A 24,332-nucleotide genomic window follows, 5' to 3' on the forward strand; every position below is an offset into this window, starting at 1 on the left:
AGCCTGCCGAGCAAGGGCGAGATGAGCGGCGATGGAGCGACAGTCGACGTACACGGCCACGGCCACCATCGATGAGCAGGGCATCCTCACCGGTTGGAGCGACGGCGCACAGCGGCTGCTCGGCTACGACTCACCGGCCGTCGTCGGGCGGCCCGCCACCGCACTCCTCGCCACCGACGGCTCGGCGGCCCGGCGCATCGTCGCCGGCCGGGACCGCTGGAACGGCACCGTGCCGCTGCGGCACCGCGACGGCCGGCTGCTGGAGCTGGGCGTGCTCGCGCACCGCCGGACCTCGGACACCGGCGTCACCGACTGGCTCGTGGTGAGCGCGGTGACGGCCCGTGCGCAGCCGCCCCGGGGCGAGCCGCTGGAGGAGTGGACGTTCCTGCAGTCCCCGTTCCCGCTGGCCATCTTCGACGCCGATCTGCGGCTGGTGCGGGCCAACCGCCGCATGGAGCACGCCCTCGCCCTCCCCGAGGCCGCGATGCGCGGGCTGCGGCTGCCGCACATCGTGCCGAGCGCCGCGAGCGAGGAGGCCGACCGGTCGATGCGGCTCGCGCTGGAGACCGGCCGGCCGCAGGAGGCCCGGGCCCGGCTCGGCACGGAACTGGGCCGTGGTCTCGTCCTCACCCCGCTCAAGGACGCCGACGGCCGGGTGCGCGCGGTCTGCCTGTCCACACAGGCACCCGCGCAGGACTCCGCGGCCCGGCAGCGCCCGCCGGCCGAGAGCGGCGCGCAGGTCGGCATGGCCGCCGACCAGGCCCGCGCCGCGCAGGAGCTCGGCGAGGTCACCGTCCCCCGGCTCGCCGACGTCATCGCGGTCGACCTGCTCGACGCCCCCCGCGAGGCGGGCCGGGAACCCGCCCCGCGGACCAGCCCGGTCGTCCTGCGCCGCGCCGCGCTGCGCGCCGTACCCGACGATGTCGGACCGGCCTACGGCAGCGGCGTCGGCGAGGCGGTCGTCTGCCCGCCGGACTCACCTCCGGCCCGGTGTCTGACGACGGGCCCGCCCCTGCTGTACGACACCACGGAGCCGCCCGTCGCCGAGTGGGCGGCGGTGGACCCGGGCGCGGCCTGGCTGCGCGCGTCCGGGGCGCGCTCGCTGCTGGCGGTGCCGCTGCTCGCCCAGGGCAGCGCGCTCGGGGTGGCGCTGTTCGGCCGGCGCCCCGGCCGGGAGCCGTTCGGCCCCGAGGACCTGCGGCTGGCCCAGGAGTTCACCGCCAAGGCGGCCGACGGCATCCGGCAGGCCCGCGCCTACGGCCGGACCCGCACCACCACCATGGCCCTCCAGCAGAGCCTGCTCCCGCACACGCTGCCCGACCAGGCGGCCCTGGAGATCGCCACCCGCTATCTGCCCGCCGCGACCCGGGCCGGGGTGGGCGGCGACTGGTTCGACGTGATCCCGCTGTCCGGGGCGCGGGTGGCGCTCGTCGTGGGCGATGTGGTGGGGCACGGGATCCGCGCCTCGGCCACCATGGGCCGGCTGCGCACCGCCGTGCGCACCCTGGCCGACGTCGACCTGCCCGCCGACGAACTCCTCACCCACCTCGACGACCTGGTGCTGCGGCTCGCCGCCGACGAGGGCAGCACGGACCCGACCGCCGAGACCGCCGGCGGCATCGGCACCACCTGTCTGTACGCGGTATACGACCCGGTGTCCCGCCGGTGCACCCTGGCCCGGGCCGGCCATCCGCCGCCCGCCGTGGTCACGCCGGACGGTGCCGTGCGCTTCCTGGACGTGCCCGCGGGCCCGCCGCTCGGGCTCGGCGGGCTGCCGTTCGAGGCCACCGAGACCGAGCTGCCCGAGGGCAGCCTGCTCGCCCTGTACACCGACGGGCTGTTCGAGGCCCGCGAGCACGACATCGACGAGGCGCTGGACAAGATGTTCGCGGCGCTCGTCCGGCCCGCCCGGTCGCTGGACGCGGTCTGCGACCACGTGCTCACCGAGCTGCTGACCCATCGGCCCGACGACGACATCGCCCTGCTCGTCGCCCGCACCCGGGTCCTGCACGAGGACCGGGTCGCCGCCTGGCAGCTGGAGAGCGACCCGGAGGACGTCGCCCGCGCCCGCCACCTCGCCTGCGGCCAGCTGGCCGCCTGGGGCCTGGGCGCGGCCGCCTTCCCCACCGAGCTGATGGTCAGCGAGCTGGTCACCAACGCCATCCGCTACGGCCGCCCGCCCATCCGGCTCCGGCTGATCCACCAGGACTCGACGCTGATCTGCGAGGTGTACGACTCCAGCGGCACCACCCCGCACATGCGGCGCGCCCGCATCTTCGACGAGGGCGGCCGGGGCCTGCTGCTCGTCGCCCAGCTCGCCGAGCGCTGGGGCACCCGGCACGACCGGGTCGGCAAGACGGTGTGGGCGGAGCAGTCGCTCGCCACGGCCGCCGGCTGACTCAGCCGTTGCCACCGTTGCCCCCGCGGCCGCCGTTGCCGCTGGTCTCGCAGCCGACGCCGAGGCAGATCCCGCCGTTGCCGCCCCGCCCGCCGGCGCCGCCGTCGCCGCCGCCCACCGCGTCGCCGCCGTTCCCGCCGGCGCCGCCGTTGACGCTGCCCGAGCAGACGCCGACGCAGATGCCGCCGTTGCCGCCCTTGCCGCCGTTACGACCCGGCGCGCCGGTGGTGCCGTCGCCGCCGTTGGCGCTGCCGTTGCACAGCCCGGCGCAGATGCCGCCGTTTCCGCCCTTGGTGCCGTTGACGGTGCCGTTGCAGTTGCCCGCGCAGATCGAGTCGCCGATGCGGACGCTGCCGTTGCCCACGTGGATGGCGTGGATGGCGCCGCCGACCGGGTGGACGCTGCCGACACCGGCGGAGCCGCTGCCCGCTCCGCCGCCGGCGGGGCCGGTGTCGGCCATCGCGGCCGGGGCCATCGCGCCCCCGGTGATCACCACGGTCGAGACCGCGAGGCCGATACCGAATTTCCAGGAATTCCTGCGCATGGGATTTCCGTTTCTCACGTGGCGTCGCCGAGAAGGCCGAGCCAGTCGCCGTCCAGAACCTGGCGCTCCCATTTCTCGACCTCCTTCTCCTGGATCTTGTACTTCTTGGCCACGTCGGCCTTCGTCGCCCGGCCGGTCAGCACGGTCAGCGCGATCCGGGCGCGGTCCGTCAGGGAGAGTTCCGACTTCGGCTTGTCGGGCAGGTCGTGGAGCGAGAGGCAGCCCGGCTTTCCGGGCTTGCCCGGCTGACCCGGTTGTCCGGGCGCGCCGCCCTTGCCGCCTTCGCCCCCCTTACCGCCTTCGCCGCCTTCTCCGCAGTGGCCGGCCTGGTGGGCCAGGGCCGTGTAGCCGGTGGGAGCGGCCGGGGCCGTGTGGGTGGCTGCCTGGGCGCCGCACGCGGCGATGGTGACGAGAGTCACGGAGGCCGCCGCGAGGACGAGGGGCCGCCGGGAGTGCCTGGTGAACATCGGGGTTTCCGTTTCGGATCAAGTGATGTGCGGGTCAGTGCTGTGCGGGTCAAGTGATGTGAGGTGAGAGGTCCGGGGAGGGGGTGGAGGCCTGGGCGGCCTCCACCCCGTGGGGGTCAGCAGGGGGCCGACCCCGTCGACGGTCACAGGAGACGGTCGGACAGGAGACGGTCAGAAGAGGCTGGAGCCACCGGCCCCGCCGGACCCGCCGGCGCCGCCGAAGAGGCCACCGAAGCCGCCCTTGCCGCCCTTGCCGCCGTTACCGCCCTGGAAGATGCTGTTGCCGCCCTTCCCGCCGTTGCCGCCCTTGCCGCCGACGAGGACGCCGTCGCCCCCGCCACCGCCGCTGCCGGCGTTCCCGCCGGAGAGGATGCCGAAGCCGCCGTTGCCGCCGTCGCCGCCCTTGCCGCCGACGACGCCTTCGCCGCCGCCACCGCCGCCACCGCCGCCGCCACCGGCCAGCACGCCGTCGCCGCCGTTGCCGCCCTTGCCGCCGTCGCCGCCGGTGCCGAGGACGCTGCCGCCACCGGATCCACCGGCGCCACCGCCGCCGCCGACCAGGCCGCCACCGCCGTCCCCACCGGCACCACCGGCGCCGCCGCCGTGCACGAAGGCCACGGTCGAGGTCGGCATCGGGGCCGCCATCGCGCCGGAGACGGGCAGCAGGACGCCACCGGTGACCAGTGCGGCGGAGGCGGCCAGGGTCGCGAAACGGAGGCCTCGGCGCTTCGGGCGGGCGTCGGCGTGGGTGTGAACGTTACGAGTCATGAGCTTTCTCCATTGCTGTGAGGATTTCCCGAGCGATTACCCGGAGGATTTACCGGAGGGGATTTCCGGAAGGATTTCCGCCCCTCGGACCGCCTCATTTCCTTTTCGGTGAGGCCGTGCTTCAAGTAAGCCCGAACGGGAAATCGGGGTCACGTTCCGAGGACTCGGGACTTGACGCACCCACAGGCGTCGGGTAAAAGTCGCGTAAGCGGTACGGGATCAGGTGAGGAACGGCCGGGCCCAGGCCGGCGGATCCGGTGGCGGGACCCGGTCCACCAGGGTCGGCGTACGACGGCGGGCACCACGGTCGGCGACGGCGGCCCGCAGCGCCGCGACGAACTCCAGGCAGGTGCCGTGACGGTCGTCCGGGGCCTTCGCCAGGGCCTTGGCCAGCACCTCGTCGGCGGCGGCCGGGACACCGGGCCGCGCCGAGCTGAGCGCGGGCGGCGGGTCGTACTGGTGGGCCCACAGCAGTTCGAGGTGGTCCTCCCGCCGGAAGGGCGGGGCACCCGCGAGCATCTCGTGCACCACACAGGCCAGGCTGTACAGGTCGGCACGGCCGTCCACCGGGCGCCCGGCGATCCGCTCGGGTGCCACGTAGTCCAGGGTGCCGACGAACTCGCCCGCGGTGGTGAACCCGGTGAGCGACAGCGACTTCTTCGCCAGCCCGAAGTCGGTGAGGTAGACGTGCTCGGGGTGGTCGCTGTCGACGCCCTTGGCGACCAGGACGTTGCCGGGTTTGACGTCCCGGTGCACCAGCTCGCGCGCGTGCGCCGCGTCCAGGGCGGAGGCCAGCTGGGCCGCGATGCGCAGCGCGACCGGCACCGGGAGCGGGCCCTCCCGGTCGATCAGGGCGCGCAGGTCCTGCCCGGCGACGTAGCACATGGCGATGTAGAGGAGCCCCTCGTACTCGCCGGCCTCGAAGACGGGGACGATGTTGGGATGGTCGATGGCGGCGGCCACCCGGGACTCCTGGGCGAAACGGCGGCGGAAGGCGTCGTTCCTGGTGTACTCGGGGGCGAGCAGCTTGAGGGCGACCGTCCGGCCGAGGCGCAGGTCCCTGGCGCGGTAGACGACCGCCATGCCACCACGACCGAGTTCGCGCTCCACCTTGTAGCCCGCGATCTCGGCCCCGATCAGACCGGAGGGGGTCCTGGGGGGCCAACTCACGCCTGAATTCTATCGAGTGATCCCTTTGTGGGCACTTGGCGGGGAATTCCCGTACGGGCATGCCGCGGGCCTCCGTACGGGCGGACGGCGCCTTCGTACGGGCGCATGGCGAAGGCCCGGGCCTCCCTCACGGGACCCGGGCCTTCACTCATCCGGTTGCGTCCGTCACGCCGCGACCGGGACCTCCGGCGTCGCGCCGCTCGTCGCGGGCGCGAGCGCCAGTTCCAGGACCTGGCGGACGTCGGTCACGGTGTGGACGTCCAGCTTGTCCAGCACCTCGGCCGGGACGTCGTCCAGGTCGGGCTCGTTGCGCTTGGGGATGATCACGGTGGTGACCCCGGCGCGCTGGGCGGCGAGCAGCTTCTGCTTGACGCCGCCGATGGGCAGCACCCGGCCGGTCAGCGAGACCTCGCCGGTCATGGCGACGTCCGTGCGGACCAGGCGGCCGGAGAGGAGGGAGGCGAGCGCGGTGGTCATGGTGATGCCGGCGCTCGGGCCGTCCTTGGGGACCGCGCCCGCCGGGAAGTGGATGTGCACCCCGCGGTCCTTCAAGTCGGCCACCGGAAGCTCCAGTTCGGCGCCGTGGCTGCGCAGGAAGCTCAGCGCGATCTGCGCCGACTCCTTCATCACGTCACCCAGCTGACCGGTCAGGGTCAGGCCCGCCGCGCCCGTCTCCGGGTCGGCCAGGGAGGCCTCGACGAAGAGCACGTCGCCGCCCGCGCCGGTGACCGCGAGACCGGTCGCCACGCCGGGCACGGACGTACGGCGCTCGGCCGGGTCCTGGGCGGACTCGGGCACGTGGTGCGGGCGCCCGATCAGATCGCGCAGGTCCTCCGCGCGGACGGTGAACGGCAGCTCCCGCTCGCCGAGTTCGTGCTGCGCCGCGACCTTGCGGAGCAGCCGTGCGATCGACCGCTCCAGGGTGCGCACGCCCGCCTCGCGGGTGTACTCACCGGCCAGCTTGCGCAGGGCGCTCTCGTCCAGCGCGACCTCGTCCGCGCCCAGTCCGGCCCGCTCCAGCTGACGCGGGAGCAGGTGGTCGCGGGCGATGACGACCTTCTCGTCCTCGGTGTAGCCGTCCAGGCGGACGATCTCCATCCGGTCGGCGAGCGCCTCCGGGATGGCCTCCAGGACGTTGGCGGTGGCCAGGAACACCACGTCCGACAGGTCGAGTTCGACCTCCAGGTAGTGGTCACGGAAGGTGTGGTTCTGCGCCGGGTCGAGGACCTCGAGCAGGGCCGCGGCCGGGTCGCCGCGGAAGTCGGAGCCCACCTTGTCGATCTCGTCGAGCAGGACCACGGGGTTCATCGACCCGGCCTCCTTGACGGCCCGCACGATCCGGCCGGGCAGCGCACCGACGTAGGTACGGCGGTGGCCGCGGATCTCGGCCTCGTCGCGGACGCCGCCGAGAGCGACGCGGACGAACGTGCGGCCCATGGCGTGCGCGACGGACTCGCCGAGCGAGGTCTTGCCGACGCCGGGCGGGCCGACGAGGGCCAGTACGGCACCGCCGCGCCGGCCGCCGATGACACCCAGTCCGCGCTCGCTGCGCCGCTTGCGGACGGCCAGGTACTCGGTGATGCGCTCCTTCACGTCCTCCAGGCCGGCGTGCTCGGCGTCGAGGATCGCCTTGGCGCCCTGGATGTCGTACGCGTCCTCGGTCCGCTCGTTCCAGGGCATCTCCAGGACCGTGTCGAGCCAGGTGCGGATCCAGGAGCCCTCGGGGGACTGGTCGCTGGACCGCTCCAGCTTGTCGACCTCCTTGAGCGCGGCCTCGCGGACCTTCTCCGGCAGGTCGGCGGCCTCGACGCGGGCCCGGTAGTCGTCGGACTCCTCGGCCGAATCCTTGGAGCCGCCGTTCAGCTCGCGCAGTTCCTTGCGGACGGCCTCCAGCTGGCGGCGCAGCAGGAACTCGCGCTGCTGCTTGTCGACGCCCTCCTGGACGTCCTTGGCGATGGTCTCGGCCACCTCCTGCTCGGCGAGGTGGTCGCGGAGCGTCTGCGTGGCGAGCTTCAGCCGGGCCACCGGGTCGGCGGTCTCCAGCAGTTCGACCTTCTGTTCCGTGGTGAGGAATGGCGAGTAGCCGGAGTTGTCGGCGAGCGCGGAGACGTCGTCGATGGCCTGGACGCGGTCCACGACCTGCCAGGCGCCGCGCTTCTTCAGCCAGGTGGTGGCGAGCGCCTTGTACTCCTTGACGAGTTCGGCGACGTGGCCTGGCAGCGGGTCCGGGACGCTCTCGTCGATGCGGGCGCCCTCGACCCACAGGGCCGCGCCGGGACCGGTGGTGCCGGCGCCGATGCGCACGCGGCTGCGGCCGCGGATCAGGGCCCCCGGGTCACCGTCGGCCAGCCGGCCGACCTGCTCGACCGTGCCCAGCACACCGGTCTTCGCGTACGTGCCGTCGATGCGTGGCACCAGGAGCACCCTGGGCTTTCCGGGTTCCGAGCGGGCGGCGGCCTGCGCGGCCTCCACCGCGGCCCGTACCTCGGCGTCGCTCAGGTCCAGCGGAACCACCATGCCGGGCAGCACGACCTCGTCGTCGAGCGGCAGCACGGGCAGGGTGAGCGTGAACGCCGGTGACTCAGTAGCCATGATCTCCCCTTCGGCAGTCAAGTTGAGCTATGCCGACTCAACCGTTGGGGAGCTTGCTGGTGTTCCCGGGGTTTGTTCGCTCTGAGCGATCAGGTTCGCCCAAGGGGGTGCTGTGGAAGGTGCGTTCGCGGGTGTGGCTCAGCTGTGGCCGGTCGCGCGGCGGAGCCGCACATCGTTACAGCCCCTCTGGGGCGCTTCCTGCCACCGGCGTACAAAAGGCCAGCTCGCCACCCCTATCGTCAGCGCGATCAGGTGGCCCCAGTTGGTCATCGGGTCCTCGAAGGCCATCAGGTCGCTCAGGAGTTCGCCGGCCGTCAGGGTGAGAAGGGGCCAGCGGAGCCAGGGGCTGAGGAGGCCGCAGAGGGCGCCGATGCTGGCGGCCACGCCGAAGCTGATGCCGTAGTCGAGGCGGTGCAGCGAGGTGGGCGGGAGGTGGCCGGCCAGGACGGCCAGGCCCACGGGGATCTCGGTGGCGAGCGTGGCCAGGACGTGCCCGGCGAGGAAGACGCAGGCCGCGCGTCCCCCGCCTATGCGCCGCTCCAGCGCGGTGAGCACCAGCACGAACGCCAGCGCGTACGGCGAGAGCACACCGCCCGCGATCCACAGCGCGCTGGCCAGCAGCACCACCGCGGGCGTGCGCACCAGATGGGCCACGTCCGTGCTGGAGGCCTGGTAGAGGGCGTTCACCAGGGCGGGGTCGGCCAGGGCGGCGAACACCGAGGTGACGGCCAGGACGGCCGTGTAGGCGAAGGCGAACGGGGTGCCGAGCGGTGTGGGCAGCAGGCGCCACAGCCGCGGCAGCGGAAGCAGGGGTGGCAGCGGGTGCGGTGCGGCCGGGCGCGGGGCGGCGACGGCCGGTCCGGGAGCGGGGGGCGCGGCATGCCGCTGACGGGGCATGCCGTCCAGCAGGTCCGCGATCGCGGGGACCTGGACGGCGGCGGTGCCGTCCGGGAGGGGCGTGCCCGCAAGGGGCGGGGACGCGGCCGTCACAGGGCCCGTCGCGGTCCGTTCCACGCTGTGGCGCTCCTTCCGTTCCGGCCCACACTTCGGGTTCCGGGGGCCGCTGTCTATGACCGACGCCACGCGAGAGCCGATTCACAGCAACCTCCTACGTTGCGGAGGCGTCCACGTCTCCCACCGCAAGGGTGCACATCAGTGCGACATGCCTAATTCCCGTGCAGGTCAAGGTGTGTTCAAGGAGGATGGGAGCATGACTGCCGCGTATGACTCCCCCGTGGTCCTGGACCGGCGCGACGGCCCGTACGGCGAGGTGGTGCTGCGCCGGCACGGAGCGCTGTTGCAGATCATCGCCAACGGCTGCTTCCTGATGGACACCTCCGACGGACGCTCGGAGCGGCTGCTGGTCGACGCCGCGCGCCGGGCGCTGGACGGGCGACCGGAGCCGAAGGTGCTGATCGGCGGGCTGGGAGTGGGATTCTCACTCGCACATGCCGCGGCGGACCCGGGGTGGGGGCGGATCACCGTCGTCGAGCGGGAGCCCGCCGTCATCGACTGGCACCGGGACGGGCCGCTGGCCCAGGTCTCCGCCGGAGCGCTCGGCGATCCGCGCACCGAGATCGTGCGGGGCGACCTCGTGGCGTTCGTCAATGAGACTTCCGACACGTTCGACGCGCTCTGCCTGGACATCGACAACGGCCCCGGCTGGACCGTCACGGAGGACAACGACACCCTGTACTCACCGGCCGGACTCGCCGCCTGCGCAAGGGTGTTGAATCCCGGCGGGGTGCTCGCGGTGTGGTCCGCCCAGCCGTCTCCGGAATTTGAAGGTACCTTGCGGAATGCCGGGTTCCAACAGGTGCGTACCGAAGAGGTGCCGGTTGCCCGGGGCGTTCCGGACGCGGTACACCTCGCCGTCCGACCTGGATAGCGGCGGCACGGTGGATCCCCGTAATGTGCTGCCCTGACGCGGATCATTCAACGGATCAACCAAGCGTCACTCGCAGACATGGGATCACCCCACTGGTTCCGGAAAGCAACAAGCAGGGGCGGGCGATGGAGCAGACACACACCTCCCAGAGCGGCGCGGCGACGACCACCCCGGGCGCACAGCGCCGGGTGCTGGTCGTCGAGGACGACCCCACGATCGTCGACGCCATCGCGGCCCGGCTGCGCGCCGAGGGATTTCTCGTACAGACCGCGTCGGACGGCCCGGCCGCCGTCGACACGGCCGAGGCCTGGCAGCCCGACCTGCTGATCCTCGACATCATGCTGCCGGGCTTCGACGGCCTGGAGGTCTGCCGGCGGGTGCAGGCGCAGCGCCCGGTGCCGGTGCTGATGCTGACCGCGCGCGACGACGAGACCGACATGCTGGTCGGTCTCGGGGTCGGCGCGGACGACTACATGACCAAGCCGTTCTCCATGCGGGAGCTCGCCGCGCGCGTGCACGTGCTGCTGCGCCGGGTCGAGCGGGCGGCGCTGGCCGCGGCCACCCCGCGCTCCGGCATCCTGCGGCTCGGCGAGCTGGAGATCGACCACGCCCAGCGCCGGGTGCGGGTGAAGTCCGAGGACGTCCACCTCACGCCCACCGAGTTCGACCTGCTGGTGTGCCTGGCGAACACCCCGCGCGCGGTGCTCTCCCGGGAGCAGCTGCTGGCCGAGGTATGGGACTGGGCGGACGCCTCCGGCACCCGTACGGTCGACAGCCACATCAAGGCGCTGCGCCGGAAGATCGGCGCCGAGCGGATCCGTACCGTGCACGGCGTCGGGTACGCGCTGGAGACGCCCACCCCATGAGCGACGGCGGGCGGCAGGCCGCGCGGAGGAGCCCCGGGGACGATCCCTGGGGCGGCGTACGCCCGTTCTCGATCAAGACCAAGCTGGGCGCGCTCGTCGTCATCTCGGTGCTGATCACCACCGGTCTGTCGATGATCGCGGTGCACACCAAGACCGAGCTGCGCTTCATCACGGTCTTCTCCATGATCGCCACCCTGCTCATCACGCAGTTCGTGGCGCACTCCCTCACCATGCCGCTGGACGAGATGAACGCGGTGGCGCGGTCGATCTCCGAGGGCGACTACACCCGCCGGGTGAGCGAGGGCCGCCGGGACGAGCTGGGCGACCTGGCCCGGACGATCAACGTCATGGCGGACGAGCTGGAGGCCCAGGACAGCCAGCGCAAGGAGCTGGTCGCGAACGTCTCGCACGAGCTGCGCACCCCGATCGCGGGCCTGCGCGCGGTGCTGGAGAACATCGTCGACGGGGTCACCGAGGCCGACCCGGAGACCATGCGGACGGCCCTGAAGCAGACCGAGCGGCTCGGCCGGCTGGTGGAGACCCTGCTGGACCTGTCCCGGCTCGACAACGGCGTCGTACCGCTGAAGATGCGGCGCTTCGAGGTGTGGCCGTACCTGTCGGGCGTGCTGAAGGAGGCCAACATGGTGGCCTCGGTGCGCGCGGGCATGGCCTCCGGCTCCGGCAGCCACACCCGTACCGACGTCCATCTGCACCTGGACGTCTCCCCGCCGGAGCTGACCGCGCACGCGGATCCCGAGCGCATCCACCAGGTCGTCGCCAACCTGATCGACAACGCCGTCAAGCACAGCCCGCCGCACGGCCGGGTGACGGTGCGGGCGCGGCGCGGGCCGCGGCCGGAGTCGCTGGAGCTGGAGGTCCTGGACGAGGGCCCCGGCATCCCCCGGTCGGAGTGGCACCGGGTCTTCGAGCGGTTCAACCGGGGTGCGGTGACCCGGCCGCACGGGCCGGGCAGCGACGGCGGCACCGGGCTCGGCCTGGCGATCGCCCGCTGGGCGGTGGATCTGCACGGTGGCCGGATCGGTGTGGCCGAATCCGAGCGGGGCTGCCGGATCATCGTCACCCTTCCGGGACTGTCCTCCGTCTCAAGTTGACGTAAAGTTCGAACCGGAAGCACAAGATCCACGAGCGTCCGCGCCCCTGCCGTGCAGCTGGACACGTGTGATCGGGAGCAGGCCCGCGCGATCGGTCGAACGCACACGCGCCGGGCCTGGGCCGGTGCACCCTCTCATCTGCGGAACCACGCTTGTTTCCCGCCATATCAAGCCCTGAAACAAGATTTCCGATGTGACTTACGCGACGATGACCTTGCTCGACCTGACCTTCCCGGCCGTGGAGGCGTAGCCTTTATTCCCGCTGTCCATCACCTTGTGAAGCGGAAGAGGGCGGTTGCCGCCGTGTCGCCACAGTCCCCCAGTAACCCGAGCGTCTCCACCGACGACCAAGCCGGGAAGAACCCCGCTGCCGCGTTCGGTCCGAACGAGTGGCTCGTCGACGAGATCTATCAGCAGTACCTCCAGGACCCGAATTCGGTAGACCGCGCCTGGTGGGACTTCTTCGCCGATTACAAGCCGGGGGCTCCTGCCACCCCGGCTGCGGCGGGTACTGCGGCCGCGGGGGCCGCAGAGACCACCTCCACGGCCGCTCCGGCCCAGCCCGCGGTTCCCCCGGCCCAGCCGGCCGCTCCGGCCCCGCAGGCCGCCGCTCCGGCCGCTCCCGCGGCCGCTCCGAAGCCCGCCGCGGCTCCGGCCCCCGCCCCGGCCAAGCCGGCGACGCCCGCACAGGCGCCGGCTCAGCCGAAGCAGGCCGCCCCCGTCGCGAAGGCTGCCGCGGCCGCCGAGGGCCCGGAGCTGATCACGCTGCGCGGTCCGGCCGCCGCGGTCGCGAAGAACATGAACGCCTCGCTGGAGCTGCCGACCGCCACCTCGGTCCGCGCGGTCCCGGTGAAGCTGCTGTTCGACAACCGCATCGTCATCAACAACCACCTCAAGCGCGCCCGCGGCGGGAAGATCTCCTTCACGCACCTGATCGGGTACGCGATGGTGCAGGCCATCAAGGCCATGCCGTCGATGAACTGGTCGTTCGGCGAGAAGGACGGCAAGCCGACCCTCGTCAAGCCGCCGCACGTCAACCTCGGCCTGGCCATCGACCTGGTGAAGCCCAACGGCGACCGCCAGCTCGTCGTGGCCGCCATCAAGAAGGCCGAGACGCTGAACTTCTTCGAGTTCTGGCAGGCCTACGAGGACATCGTCCGCCGCGCCCGTGACGGCAAGCTGACGATGGACGACTTCACCGGTGTCACGGTCTCCCTGACCAACCCCGGCGGCCTCGGCACCGTCCACTCGGTGCCGCGTCTGATGCCCGGCCAGTCCGTGATCATGGGCGTCGGCTCCATGGACTACCCGGCGGAGTTCCAGGGCACCAGCCAGGACACCCTGAACAAGCTCGGCATCTCGAAGGTCATGACGCTCACGTCGACCTACGACCACCGGGTGATCCAGGGCGCCGCCTCCGGCGAGTTCCTGCGCCAGGTCGCGAACCTGCTGCTCGGCGAGAACGGCTTCTACGACGACATCTTCGAGGCGCTGCGCATCCCCTACGAGCCGGTCCGCTGGCTCAAGGACATCGACGCCAGCCACGACGACGACGTCACCAAGGCCGCCCGCGTCTTCGAGCTGATCCACTCCTACCGGGTCCGCGGCCACGTCATGGCCGACACCGACCCGCTGGAGTACCGCCAGCGCAAGCACCCCGACCTGGACATCGTCGAGCACGGCCTCACCCTGTGGGACCTGGAGCGCGAGTTCGCCGTCGGCGGCTTCGCCGGCAAGTCGATGATGAAGCTGCGCGACATCCTCGGCGTGCTGCGCGACTCGTACTGCCGCACCACCGGCATCGAGTTCATGCACATCCAGGACCCCAAGCAGCGCAAGTGGATCCAGGACCGCGTCGAGCGCGGCCACTCCAAGCCGGAGCGCGAGGAGCAGCTGCGCATCCTGCGCCGGCTGAACGCGGCGGAGGCCTTCGAGACCTTCCTGCAGACCAAGTACGTCGGCCAGAAGCGGTTCTCGCTGGAGGGCGGCGAGTCCGTCATCCCGCTGCTCGACGCGGTGATCGACTCCGCTGCCGAGTCCCGCCTGGACGAGGTCGTCATCGGCATGGCCCACCGCGGCCGCCTGAACGTCCTGGCGAACATCGTCGGCAAGTCGTACGCGCAGATCTTCCGCGAGTTCGAGGGCAACCTCGACCCGAAGTCGATGCACGGCTCCGGCGACGTGAAGTACCACCTGGGCGCCGAGGGCACCTTCACCGGTCTGGACGGCGAGCAGATCAAGGTCTCCCTGGTCGCCAACCCCTCCCACCTGGAGGCGGTCGACCCGGTCCTGGAGGGCGTCGCCCGCGCCAAGCAGGACATCATCAACAAGGGCGGCACCGACTTCACGGTCCTGCCGGTGGCGATCCACGGCGACGCGGCCTTCGCGGGCCAGGGCGTGGTGGCCGAGACCCTGAACATGTCGCAGCTGCGCGGCTACCGCACCGGCGGCACGGTCCACATCGTCATCAACAACCAGGTCGGCTTCACCGCGGCGCCCGAGTCCTCGCGCTCGTCGATGTACGCCACCGACGTGGCCCGCATGATCGAGGCCCCGATCTTCCACGTGAACGGCGACGACCCCGAGGCCGTGGTCCGCGTCGCGCGGCTCGCCTTCGAGTTCCGCCAGGCGTTCAACAAGGACGTGGTGATCGACCTCATCTGCTACCGCCGCCGCGGTCACAACGAGTCGGACAACCCGGCCTTCACCCAGCCGCTGATGTACGACCTGATCGACAAGAAGCGCTCGGTGCGCAAGCTCTACACCGAGTCCCTGATCGGTCGCGGCGACATCACCCTGGAAGAGGCCGAGCAGGCCCTGCAGGACTACCAGGGCCAGCTGGAGAAGGTCTTCACCGAGGTCCGCGAGGCCACCTCGCAGCCGGCCGCCGTCGACGCCCAGGCGCCGCAGGACGGCTTCCCGGTCACGGTCCCGACCGCGGTCTCCGCCGAGGTCGTCAAGCGGATCGCCGAGTCCCAGGTCAACATCCCGGAGAACATCACCGTCCACCCGCGTCTGCAGCCGCAGCTGCAGCGCCGTGCGGCGATGGTCGAGGACGGCACGATCGACTGGGGCATGGGCGAGACCCTCGCCATCGGCTCGCTGCTCCTGGAGGGCACCCCGGTCCGCCTCGCGGGCCAGGACTCCCAGCGCGGCACCTTCGGCCAGCGGCACGCGGTGCTGATCGACCGGGAGACCGGCGAGGAGTACACCCCGCTGCAGTACCTGTCCGAGGACCAGGCCCGCCTGAACGTCTACAACTCCCTGCTCTCCGAGTACGCGGCGATGGGCTTCGAGTACGGCTACTCGCTGGCCCGCCCCGAGTCGCTCGTGATGTGGGAGGCGCAGTTCGGCGACTTCACCAACGGCGCGCAGACGGTCGTCGACGAGTTCATCTCCTCGGCCGAGCAGAAGTGGGGCCAGACCAGCGGTGTGGTCCTGCTCCTCCCGCACGGCTACGAGGGCCAGGGCCCGGACCACTCCTCGGCGCGCCCGGAGCGGTTCCTGCAGCTGTGCGCGCAGAACAACATGACGGTCGCCATGCCGACGCTGCCGTCGAACTACTTCCACCTCCTGCGGTGGCAGGTGCACAACCCGCACCACAAGCCGCTGATCGTCTTCACCCCGAAGTCGATGCTGCGCCTGAAGGCGGCGGCCTCGAAGGCGGAGGAGTTCACGACCGGCGAGTTCCGCCCGGTCATCGGCGACAGCTCGGTCGACCCGGCCGCCGTCCGCAAGGTCGTCTTCTGCGCGGGCAAGGTCTACTACGACCTGGAGGCCGAGCGGCAGAAGCGGGGCGCGACCGACACCGCGATCATCCGCATCGAGCGGCTGTACCCGCTGCCGGGTGCCGAGCTCCAGGCGGAGATCAAGAAGTACCCGAACGCCGAGAAGTACCTGTGGGCGCAGGAGGAGCCGGCGAACCAGGGTGCGTGGCCGTTCATCGCCCTGAACCTGATCGACCACCTGGACCTGGCGGTCGGCGCGGACGTCCCGCACGGCGAGCGGCTGCGGCGCATCTCGCGTCCGCACTCCTCGTCCCCGGCCGTCGGCTCCGCCAAGCGGCACCAGGCCGAGCAGGAGCAGCTGGTGCGTGAGGTGTTCGAGGCCTAGGCCTCCGGCGGCCCAAGCCGCCCCTCAGGGCCCGGTACCGAGCTTCTGCTCGGTACCGGGCCCTTCGCCTGTCCGGACCGGGGCAGGGGCACGGCCGGTTAACCTTGACGCGTACGTCCCTTTCCCCTTGTGGAGCATCCCTTGTACTTCACCGACCGAGGCATCGAAGAACTGGAGAAGCGGCGCGGCGAAGAGGAGGTCACGTTCGAGTGGCTGGCCGAGCAGCTGCGGACGTTCGTCGACCTGAACCCGGACTTCGAGGTGCCGGTGGAGCGGCTGGCGACGTGGCTGGCCCGGCTGGACGACGAGGACGACGAGTAGCCGGGACGACGCGTCGACGACGAGCAGTCAGGACGACTCGGGTCCGCACGGTGGGGCGCCTTCATGGCGCCCCTTTCGCATGTACGGCGCCCCTTCCCGGGCCGTCGTCCCCCGAAAGGGTGTCTTGACTTACGGCGTCCGCGATATATCGTGTTTCTCAGTAGACGCGATATGGCGTGTCACATGCCGCGATCCTGCCCGCCGAGGAGGTCCCCCATGCCCGAGTGGTCCGTCAACGAGCCACGGAAGCTGACGTTCGACACCCGCGTGAGCGACCTCCAGGTCCGCATCGTCAACGGAACGGTGAACGTGGTGGGCACGGACGAGGGTTCCGCCCGCCTGGAGATCTCGGACATCGAAGGGCCACCCCTGGTGGTCACCCAGGAGGACGGCACCCTCACGGTGGCCTACGACGACCTGCCCTGGAAGGGCTTCCTCAAGTGGCTCGACCGCAAGGGTTGGCGGCGCAGCGCGGTCGTCTCCCTGGCGGTCCCGGCCGACACGCGCGTGGAGGTGGGTGTGGTCGGCGCCGGCGCGGTCGTCTCCGGCATCCGCGGCCCGGCGGTGGTCAAGGGAGTGACCGGTGACACGACCCTGGTCGGCGTCTCCGGCCCGGTCCGCGCGGACACCGTGTCGGGGAACGTGGAAGCCCAGGCGGTCACCGGCGACCTCCGGTTCAACTCGGTCTCGGGAGACCTGACGGTGGTCGAGGGCTCCGGCCGCTCCGTGCGCGCCGACTCCGTCAGCGGCTCCATGATCGTGGACCTGGACCCGGACGGCCCGACGGAGGTCAGCCTCACCAGCGTCTCGGGCGAGATCGCCATCCGCCTGCCGCACCCGGGGGACGCGGAGGTGGAGGCCAACACCGCGAGCGGCACGATCTCCAACGCCTTCGACGGACTGCGGGTGCACGGCCAGTGGGGCGCCCACAAGATCACCGGCCGCCTCGGCGCGGGCACGGGCAGGCTCCGGGCCACCACGGTCTCCGGCTCGATCGCCCTGCTGCGCCGCCCGCCGCGCGAGGACGAGGCGGACGCCCCGTGGGAGCCCGGGCCCGCGGAGCCCTCCGCGCCCCCGCGGCACCCCGGCACCGCCCCCGCCGCGGGCAGCCCGGCCGCCCCGGGGGAGAATTCCGTCTCCGGCCAGGGCGCCGACGCCTCCGACGGCACCGGCGCCCAGGCCGACGGCACGACCGGAAAGAAGGTGCTCTGACATGCCCCCCGTCTTCGCCCATGGGCGCCTCCGCCTGTACCTGCTCAAGCTGCTGGACGAGGCCCCGCGCCACGGCTACGAGGTGATCAGGCTCCTCGAGGAACGCTTCCAGGGCCTGTACGCCCCTTCGGCGGGCACGGTCTACCCCCGGCTGGCCAAGCTGGAGGCCGAGGGCCTGGTCAGGCACACCACCGAGGGCGGCCGCAAGGTCTACGCCATCACGGACGCGGGCCGCGCCGAACTGGCCGAGCGCAGCGGCGAGTTGGACGACCTGGAGCTGGAGATCCGCGAGTCGGTCGCGGAACTGGCCGCCGAGATAAGGGCCGACGTGCGCGGCGCGGCCGGCGATCTGCGCCGCGAGATGCGGGCCGCCGCCTCCGAGGCCCGCCGGAGCCCGAAACCGGGGTCCGCTGCGGCGGGACCCTTCGCGGAGTACGGCGACCTGACCGACAAGGAGGCCTGGCGGGCCGCCAAGGAGGAGATGCGCCGGGTCAAGCAGGAGTGGAAGGAGCAGACCCGCCGCGCCAAGGACGAGAGCCGCCGGGCCCGTGAGGAGGCCCAGCGGGCCCGGCGCCAGGCCCAGGAGGCGCAGGCGCGGGCGCGGGCCCAGGCGCAGGAGGAGATGCAGCGCATCGCCCGCCAGGTCCAGGACCGCGTCCAGGACCACTTCGCCCAGGGCGACTGGCCGACGGGTGTGCGCGAGGGGCTGTCCGAACTGGCCAGGGAGCTGGGCGACTTCGGCAAGTCCTGGGGCTCCCCCCGCACCTCCGCGGAACCGGCCCCGAAGCCCGCCGCGCCACCCCCGGACACGCACTACGTCCCCGCGGACGAGGACTTCCCGGCCGAGTACGAACCCGCCTGGGCCCACGAGGACTCCACCGGCGACCCGGCCCGCGACCTGGACCGCCTCCTGGACCGCTTCCGCGACGACATCCGCGACGCGGCCCGCGACCACGGGGTCACCCCCACCCAGCTCCGGGACGCCCGCCGCCACCTGTCCACGGCGGCGGCCCACATCGGTGCGCTACTCCGCCGGCCGAAGGTCTGAGCCCGAGGCACAGGAGGCAGCGCCCGGCACCCCGCCGGGCGCTGCCGCAAGACCCGGCAGGAGTCGCCGGACCGTGCCTCCTGAGGCCAGGTCAGCTGTTGGTGAGCACGATCTTGCCGAACTGTTCACCGGACGCGAGCCGCTCGAAGCCCTCGCGGGCGCGGTCCAGCGGCAGTTCCTCGTCGATGACGGGCCGCACCCCGGTCGCGGCGCAGAAGGAGAGCAGGTCCTCCAGCTCCTCCTTGGTGCCCATGGTGGAGCCGACGACCTTCAGCTCGAGGAAGAAGATCCGGGTCAGCTCGGCGTGCGAGGGCCGGTCGCCGCTGGTGGCACCGGAGATGACGATGGTCCCGCCGGGCCGCAGGGACTTCACCGAGTGGGACCAGGTAGCGGCGCCCACGGTCTCGATCACGGCGTCCACCCGCTGCGGCAGCCGCGCCCCCGGCTCCACCGCCTCCACGGCCCCCAGCTCCAGGGCCCGCTTCCGCTTGGCCTCGTCCCGGCTGGTCGCGAAGACACGCAGCCCCGCCGCCTTGCCGAGCACGATCGCGGCCGTGGCGACACCGCCGCCCGCGCCCTGCACGAGGACCGAGTCACCGGGCCGTACCCCGGCGTTGGTGAACAGCATCCGGTAGGCCGTCAGCCACGCGGTCGGCAGGCAGGCGGCCTCGGCGAAGGACAGCTCCTTGGGCTTGGGCAGCACGTTCCAGGTCGGCACGGCGACCTGCTCGGCGAAGGTGCCCTGGTAGCGCTCGGTGAGGATGGAGCGCGGCTCGTCCGGGCCGACGCCGTGGCCGGTCTGGCCGATGACGGAGTGCAGGACGACCTCGTTGCCGTCCTCGTCGACGCCGGCGGCGTCACAGCCGAGGATCATCGGCAGCCGGTCCTCCGGGAGGCCGACGCCCCTGAGGGACCAGAGGTCGTGGTGGTTGAGGGAGGCGGCGCGCACCGTGATGGTGCTCCAGCCGGGCCGGGCCTCGGGAGCCGGGCGCTCCCCCAACTCCAGGCCGGTGAGCGGCTGGTCGCGGTCGATTCGGGCGGCGTAGACAGCGAACATGCAGCCGACGATAGGGGCGCTGATCAGCCGACGGAACCAGCAGGCCCTGTGACACATGCCCTCTTGCGCAACGGCACCCACACAGCGCAGCAGGCCACCGCCCCTCGATGGGCGGGCGGGAAAGAGGAATGGCCCCGCCCGGACGGACGGGGCCATGCACCGCGACGTCAGCGACGAGCGACGCCCTCGGCCCGCGCCGCGGCCGCGACCGCCGCCGTGACCGCGGGAGCGACCCGCTCGTCGAACGGCGAGGGAATCACGTAGTCGGCGGCGAGATCGTCGCCCACCACCGCGGCCAGGGCCTCGGCCGCGGCGATCTTCATCCCCTCGGTGATCCGGGAGGCCCGCACCTGCAGCGCGCCCGCGAAGATGCCCGGGAACGCCAGCACGTTGTTGATCTGGTTCGGGAAGTCCGACCGCCCGGTGGCGACGACCGCCGCGTACTTGTGCGCGACGTCCGGGTGCACCTCGGGGTTCGGGTTGGCCATCGCGAACACGAAGGCGCCCTCGGCCATGGAGGCGACGGCCTCCTCCGGAACCGTACCGCCGGAGACGCCGATGAAGACGTCCGCGCCCGCGAGCGCGTCCTCCAGCGAGCCGCTGATGCCGGCCTTGTTGGTGAAGCCCGCGAGCTCCCGCTTGACCGGGGTCAGGTCCTCCCGGTCGGCCGACACGACGCCCTTGCGGTCCGCCACGGCCACGTCCCCGATGCCGGCCTCGACGAGCATCTTGGCGATGGCCACACCGGCCGCGCCGGCGCCCGAGATGACGGCCCGGAGCTGCCCGATCTCACGGCCGCTGAGCCGCGCCGCGTTCCGCAGCGCCGCGAGCGTCACCACGGCCGTACCGTGCTGGTCGTCGTGGAAGACCGGGATGTCCAGGCGCTCCTGGAGCCGGCGCTCGATCTCGAAGCACCGGGGCGCCGAGATGTCCTCCAGGTTCACTCCGCCGAAGGACGGGGCGAGCCGGACGACGGTCTCGACGATGTCGTCCACGTCGGTGCAGTCGAGCGCGATCGGCACCGCGTCGACGCCGCCGAACTGCTTGAACAGGATCGCCTTGCCCTCCATCACGGGGAGGGAGGCCTGGGGACCGATGTCCCCGAGTCCGAGCACGGCCGTACCGTCGGTCACGACGGCGACCACCGAGGACTTCCATGTGTAGTCGTTGACCAGCTCCGGCTGTTCCGCGATCGCGGTGCACACGCGCGCCACACCGGGCGTGTACGCGAGGGAAAGGTCGTCCTTGTCGCGGACCGGCACGGTGGCCTGCACAGCCATCTTGCCGCCGCGGTGCAGCGCGAACACCGGATCGAAGGAATCGAGGGGCTCGGCCCCGCCGTCCTGATCCGCTTTGTTGTCGCTGCGAGGATTGACGATCTCCGCTGCCACTTTGTTTTACCCCTTAGGTATGCATGGTTTGAGGGTCGACCACTCCTGGTGAGGGGTGGGCGGGCACCGCGTACCGCCCGATTGCTGATACGTACGGGCCATACGCGACGGGCGCGCCGCACACGCGCCCTGAGCCCCGGATGAGGGGTGTAAAGAACCTTCATACCGGACGGACGGCACCCACGACGAGTCCATTAGGTGCAAGGTCACATCGGGGAACCGGAAAGCCACTGCAAGATGACTCGCGGCTGACAACCACGCCACGCACACGGAGACGCTGGTACGCGGACGCCCGCGCTGACCACATCGTGAGATGCGCCGAAGATTTTCCGGCCGGAAGGCTGGATTCCCGCAGATGGTTCGGTGGTGAACGACCAAGGATGTACCGACCTGATGCGGTTCGGGGGTGACCCGTTATCCGATTTTGACATAAGCGGGCCCCTGAACGGCGCAGTCCGAATGGCAAGATGCGGTAAACCCGCGAGGTCGCGACGCCCGAAGGTGTGTGTTCTCGCTGACCCATCGCACCTCTTCCCATCAGCCGGAGGAACCACGATGACCGCAAGCTCCACCCCTCGTACGACCGCCGCACGCTCCCGTCTGGCAGCGGCCGGTGCGATCGCGGTCGCGGGCGCCCTGCTGCTCACCGGCTGCGGTGACCAGACGAAGGACAAGAGCAAGGACTCCGGCGCCTCCGTCAGCAGCGCCCCGCTCGCCGACAAGCTCCCCAAGGAGATCCGGGACAAGGGGAAGATCGAGGTCGGTTCGGACATCGCCTACGCCCCCGTGGAGTTCAAGGACTCCTCCGGCAAGGCCGTCGGCCTCGACCCGGACCTCGCCGCGGCGATGGGCAAGCAGCTCGGCGTGACGCTGGAGTTCCAGAACGGCACCTTCGACGCCCTGCTCACCGGTCTGCGCTCGGGCCGCTACGACATAGCCATGTCGGCCATGACCGACAACAAGAACCGCCAGAACGGCGTCGACCCGGACACGGGCAAGAAGGTCGGCGAGGGCGTCGACTTCGTCGACTACCTGACCGCCGGTGTCTCCATCTACACCCGCAAGGGCGACACCCAGGGCATCAACGGCTGGTCGGACCTGTGCGGCAAGAAGATCGCCGTGGAGCGCGGCACCGTCTCGGAGGACCTGGCCAAGCAGGAGGCCAAGAAGTGTCCGAGCGGCAAGAAGCTCACCATCGAGCCCTTCGACGACGACCAGCAGTCGCAGACCCGGCTGCGCTCCGGCGGTGTGGACGCGGCCTCCTCCGACTTCCCGGTCGCCGCGTACGCGGTGAAGACCTCGGGCGGCGGCAAGGACTTCCAGATCGTCGGCCAGCAGGTCGAGGCGGCGCCGTACGGCATCGCCGTGGCCAAGAAGGACACCCAGCTGCGCGACGCGCTGCAGGCCGCGATGAACGCGATCATCAAGAACGGCGAGTACGCCAAGATCCTCCAGAAGTGGGGCGCCCAGGACGGCGCCGTCAAGGAGTCCGTCGTCAACGGCGGCAAGTGACCCGCGAAAGCAGAAGCGGCCACTGAGAGGCAACACGCGTGACTGACATCGAGAAGACGGCCGGGGAAGGCGCCGGGGAGGGCGCCGGGGCGAACCCCGCTCCCCCGGCCGGCCGCCCCGAGGCCATCCGGGCCATCCCGGTCCGGCACTACGGACGGTACGTTTCGGCCCTCATCGCCATCGCGCTCCTCGTCGCGATCGTCTACGCCTTCAGCCAGGGCAGGATCAACTGGCATGCGGTGCCGGAGTACTTCTTCGACCACCGGATCATGACCGGCGTCGGCAAGACCCTCCTGCTGACGGTCCTGTCGATGCTGATCGGCATCGTGCTCGGCATCGTCCTCGCCGTGATGCGGCTGTCGAAGAACCCGGTGACCTCGTCGATCGCCTGGTTCTACATCTGGTTCTTCCGCGGCACCCCGGTCCTGGTCCAGCTGTTCCTGTGGTTCAACCTGGGCCTGGTGTTCGAGTACATCAACCTGATGCCGTTCTACAAGGACTACTGGTCGAACTTCATGACGCCGCTGCTGACGGCGCTGCTCGGCCTGGGTCTGAACGAGGCGGCGTACATGGCCGAGATCTGCCGCGCGGGCCTGCTCGCGGTGGACGAGGGCCAGACCGAGGCGGCCCACGCGCTGGGCATGAGCCACGGCAGGACGCTGCGCCGGGTGATCATCCCGCAGGCGATGCGGGTGATCGTGCCGCCGACCGGCAACGAGGTCATCAACATGCTGAAGACGACCTCGCTCGTGGCGGCCGTCCAGTATCCCGAGCTGTTCCGCTACGCCCAGGACATCGGCCAGAACTCCGGCGCCCCGGTGGAGATGTACTTCCTCGCCGCGGCCTGGTACCTGATCATGACCTCGGTGCTGAGCGTCGGCCAGTACTACATCGAGCGCTACTACGCCCGCGGCTCCAGCCGCCAGCTGCCGCCGACCCCGTGGCAGAGGGTGAGGGCGAACATGTTCTCCCTGGGCCGTCCGAAGGGAGCGGTGAGCGCATGACCGACAAGCTGAGCAAGGCGCAGGACACGCCGCCGCAGGACAGCCCGCCGGCGGGTACGGCCCCGATGGTCAGGGCGCAGGGCGTGCACAAGTCCTTCGGCCACGTCGAGGTGCTCAAGGGCATCGACCTGGAGGTGCAGCCGGGCGAGGTGTTCTGCCTGATCGGCCCCTCCGGCTCCGGCAAGTCGACCTTCCTGCGCTGCATCAACCACCTGGAGAAGATCAACGCCGGCCGGCTGTACGTCGACGGCGAGCTGGTCGGCTACCGCCAGAAGGGCGACAAGCTGTACGAGCTGAAGGACAGCGAGGTCGCGCGCAAGCGCCGGGACATCGGCATGGTCTTCCAGCGCTTCAACCTGTTCCCGCACATGACGGCCGTGGAGAACGTCATGGAGGCGCCGGTGCAGGTCAAGGGCGTGAGCAAGGCGCAGGCCCGGGAGCGGGCCATGCAGCTGCTGCAGCGCGTGGGCCTGGCCGACCGGGCCGGGCACTACCCCTCGCAGCTCTCCGGCGGCCAGCAGCAGCGGGTGGCGATCGCCCGGGCCCTGGCGATGGACCCGAAGCTGATGCTGTTCGACGAGCCGACCTCGGCCCTGGACCCGGAGCTGGTCGGTGACGTCCTGGACGTCATGCGGGACCTCGCCGAGTCCGGCATGACCATGGTCGTCGTCACGCACGAGATGGGCTTCGCCCGCGAGGTGGGCGACAGCCTGGTGTTCATGGACGAGGGCGTGGTGGTCGAATCGGGCCATCCGCGCGACGTCCTGACGAACCCCCGGCACGAGCGGACGCAGTCGTTCCTGTCGAAGGTTCTCTGACCGGGTGTCAGTGAGGGGCGGTACGGACTCCGTACCGCCCCTCCACGCCGT

19 protein-coding genes are annotated in these 24,332 nt (G+C 71.5%); 11 read left to right on the forward strand and 8 right to left on the reverse strand.

Features of this window, described 5'->3' with window-relative positions; all coding sequences use genetic code 11:
• The first annotated feature begins 31 nt into the window (after window positions 1-31).
• A complete protein-coding gene (locus ABB07_RS12875; RefSeq protein WP_208898851.1) occupies window positions 32-2,398 on the forward strand; it encodes a SpoIIE family protein phosphatase in 2,367 nt (788 codons plus the stop codon).
• Window position 2,399: 1 nt separating this feature from the next.
• Here the strand turns inward: ABB07_RS12875 and ABB07_RS12880 are convergent, their stop codons facing one another.
• The 6 genes from ABB07_RS12880 to ABB07_RS12905 form a co-directional block, all read right to left on the reverse strand.
• A complete protein-coding gene (locus ABB07_RS12880) occupies window positions 2,400-2,942 on the reverse strand; it encodes a hypothetical protein (RefSeq protein WP_208898852.1) in 543 nt (180 codons plus the stop codon).
• A 14-nt stretch (window positions 2,943-2,956) separates the two neighbouring features.
• Window positions 2,957-3,409, reverse strand: coding sequence for a hypothetical protein (locus ABB07_RS12885; RefSeq protein WP_208898853.1), 453 nt, complete (start codon window positions 3,407-3,409; stop codon window positions 2,957-2,959).
• Window positions 3,410-3,580: 171 nt separating this feature from the next.
• Entirely contained in the window at window positions 3,581-4,177 is a 597-nt protein-coding gene (locus tag ABB07_RS12890; protein ID WP_208898854.1) for a hypothetical protein, read from the reverse strand.
• A gap of 219 nt (window positions 4,178-4,396) precedes the next feature.
• Entirely contained in the window at window positions 4,397-5,347 is a 951-nt protein-coding gene (locus ABB07_RS12895; protein ID WP_244189338.1) for a serine/threonine-protein kinase, read from the reverse strand.
• A 165-nt stretch (window positions 5,348-5,512) separates the two neighbouring features.
• On the reverse strand, window positions 5,513-7,939 hold the full coding sequence (gene lon / locus ABB07_RS12900; protein ID WP_208898855.1) for an endopeptidase La: 2,427 nt from the start codon (window positions 7,937-7,939) through the stop codon (window positions 5,513-5,515).
• Window positions 7,940-8,077: 138 nt separating this feature from the next.
• Entirely contained in the window at window positions 8,078-8,953 is an 876-nt protein-coding gene (locus ABB07_RS12905; RefSeq protein WP_208898856.1) for a rhomboid-like protein, read from the reverse strand.
• A gap of 196 nt (window positions 8,954-9,149) precedes the next feature.
• Between ABB07_RS12905 and ABB07_RS12910 the strand changes: the two genes are divergently transcribed.
• From ABB07_RS12910 to ABB07_RS12940, 7 genes are all read left to right on the forward strand, one after another.
• Window positions 9,150-9,827 carry a spermine/spermidine synthase domain-containing protein gene (locus tag ABB07_RS12910; protein ID WP_208898857.1) on the forward strand — a complete coding sequence of 226 codons (678 nt, stop codon included), beginning with the start codon at window positions 9,150-9,152 and terminating at the stop codon, window positions 9,825-9,827.
• A gap of 125 nt (window positions 9,828-9,952) precedes the next feature.
• Window positions 9,953-10,693: a response regulator transcription factor gene (locus ABB07_RS12915; protein WP_031163266.1), complete on the forward strand. Its 741-nt coding sequence runs from the start codon at window positions 9,953-9,955 to the stop codon at window positions 10,691-10,693.
• Complete coding sequence (locus ABB07_RS12920; protein ID WP_208898858.1) at window positions 10,690-11,805, forward strand: HAMP domain-containing sensor histidine kinase; 1,116 nt, start codon at window positions 10,690-10,692, stop codon at window positions 11,803-11,805. Before ABB07_RS12915 ends, ABB07_RS12920 begins: the two co-directional genes overlap by 4 nt.
• A 303-nt stretch (window positions 11,806-12,108) precedes the next feature.
• Complete coding sequence (locus ABB07_RS12925) at window positions 12,109-15,918, forward strand: multifunctional oxoglutarate decarboxylase/oxoglutarate dehydrogenase thiamine pyrophosphate-binding subunit/dihydrolipoyllysine-residue succinyltransferase subunit (protein WP_208898859.1); 3,810 nt, start codon at window positions 12,109-12,111, stop codon at window positions 15,916-15,918.
• Between the two features lie 141 nt (window positions 15,919-16,059).
• The gene (locus ABB07_RS12930; protein ID WP_003992906.1) at window positions 16,060-16,239 is read left to right on the forward strand and encodes a DUF6104 family protein; all 180 of its coding nucleotides are present in this window, start codon (window positions 16,060-16,062) and stop codon (window positions 16,237-16,239) included.
• Window positions 16,240-16,455: 216 nt separating this feature from the next.
• The gene (locus tag ABB07_RS12935; RefSeq protein ID WP_208898860.1) at window positions 16,456-17,451 is read left to right on the forward strand and encodes a DUF4097 family beta strand repeat-containing protein; all 996 of its coding nucleotides are present in this window, start codon (window positions 16,456-16,458) and stop codon (window positions 17,449-17,451) included.
• 1 nt (window position 17,452) lies between these two features.
• Window positions 17,453-18,499, forward strand: coding sequence for a PadR family transcriptional regulator (locus ABB07_RS12940; protein ID WP_208898861.1), 1,047 nt, complete (start codon window positions 17,453-17,455; stop codon window positions 18,497-18,499).
• Window positions 18,500-18,590: 91 nt separating this feature from the next.
• On the opposite strand, the gene ABB07_RS12945 is transcribed toward ABB07_RS12940, so the two are convergent.
• Together ABB07_RS12945 and ABB07_RS12950 are read right to left on the reverse strand one after the other, a co-directional pair.
• Complete coding sequence (locus tag ABB07_RS12945) at window positions 18,591-19,556, reverse strand: zinc-binding dehydrogenase (protein ID WP_208898862.1); 966 nt, start codon at window positions 19,554-19,556, stop codon at window positions 18,591-18,593.
• A 167-nt stretch (window positions 19,557-19,723) separates the two neighbouring features.
• On the reverse strand, window positions 19,724-20,947 hold the full coding sequence (locus tag ABB07_RS12950) for an NAD(P)-dependent malic enzyme (RefSeq protein WP_208898863.1): 1,224 nt from the start codon (window positions 20,945-20,947) through the stop codon (window positions 19,724-19,726).
• A gap of 555 nt (window positions 20,948-21,502) precedes the next feature.
• On the opposite strand from ABB07_RS12950, the gene ABB07_RS12955 reads away from it, so the two are divergent.
• The 3 genes from ABB07_RS12955 (at window position 21,503) to ABB07_RS12965 (ending at window position 24,281) form a co-directional block, all read left to right on the forward strand.
• The gene (locus ABB07_RS12955) at window positions 21,503-22,459 is read left to right on the forward strand and encodes an ABC transporter substrate-binding protein (RefSeq protein ID WP_208898864.1); all 957 of its coding nucleotides are present in this window, start codon (window positions 21,503-21,505) and stop codon (window positions 22,457-22,459) included.
• Between the two features lie 38 nt (window positions 22,460-22,497).
• The gene (locus tag ABB07_RS12960; protein WP_397996557.1) at window positions 22,498-23,463 is read left to right on the forward strand and encodes an amino acid ABC transporter permease; all 966 of its coding nucleotides are present in this window, start codon (window positions 22,498-22,500) and stop codon (window positions 23,461-23,463) included.
• Between the two features lie 65 nt (window positions 23,464-23,528).
• Window positions 23,529-24,281, forward strand: a complete 753-nt coding sequence (locus ABB07_RS12965) for an amino acid ABC transporter ATP-binding protein (protein ID WP_208903410.1) — start codon at window positions 23,529-23,531, stop codon at window positions 24,279-24,281.
• Window positions 24,282-24,332 lie beyond the last annotated feature (51 nt).

Source organism: Streptomyces incarnatus (genome assembly GCF_001027185.1).
Taxonomy (GTDB): Bacteria; Actinomycetota; Actinomycetes; order Streptomycetales; family Streptomycetaceae; genus Streptomyces; species Streptomyces puniciscabiei.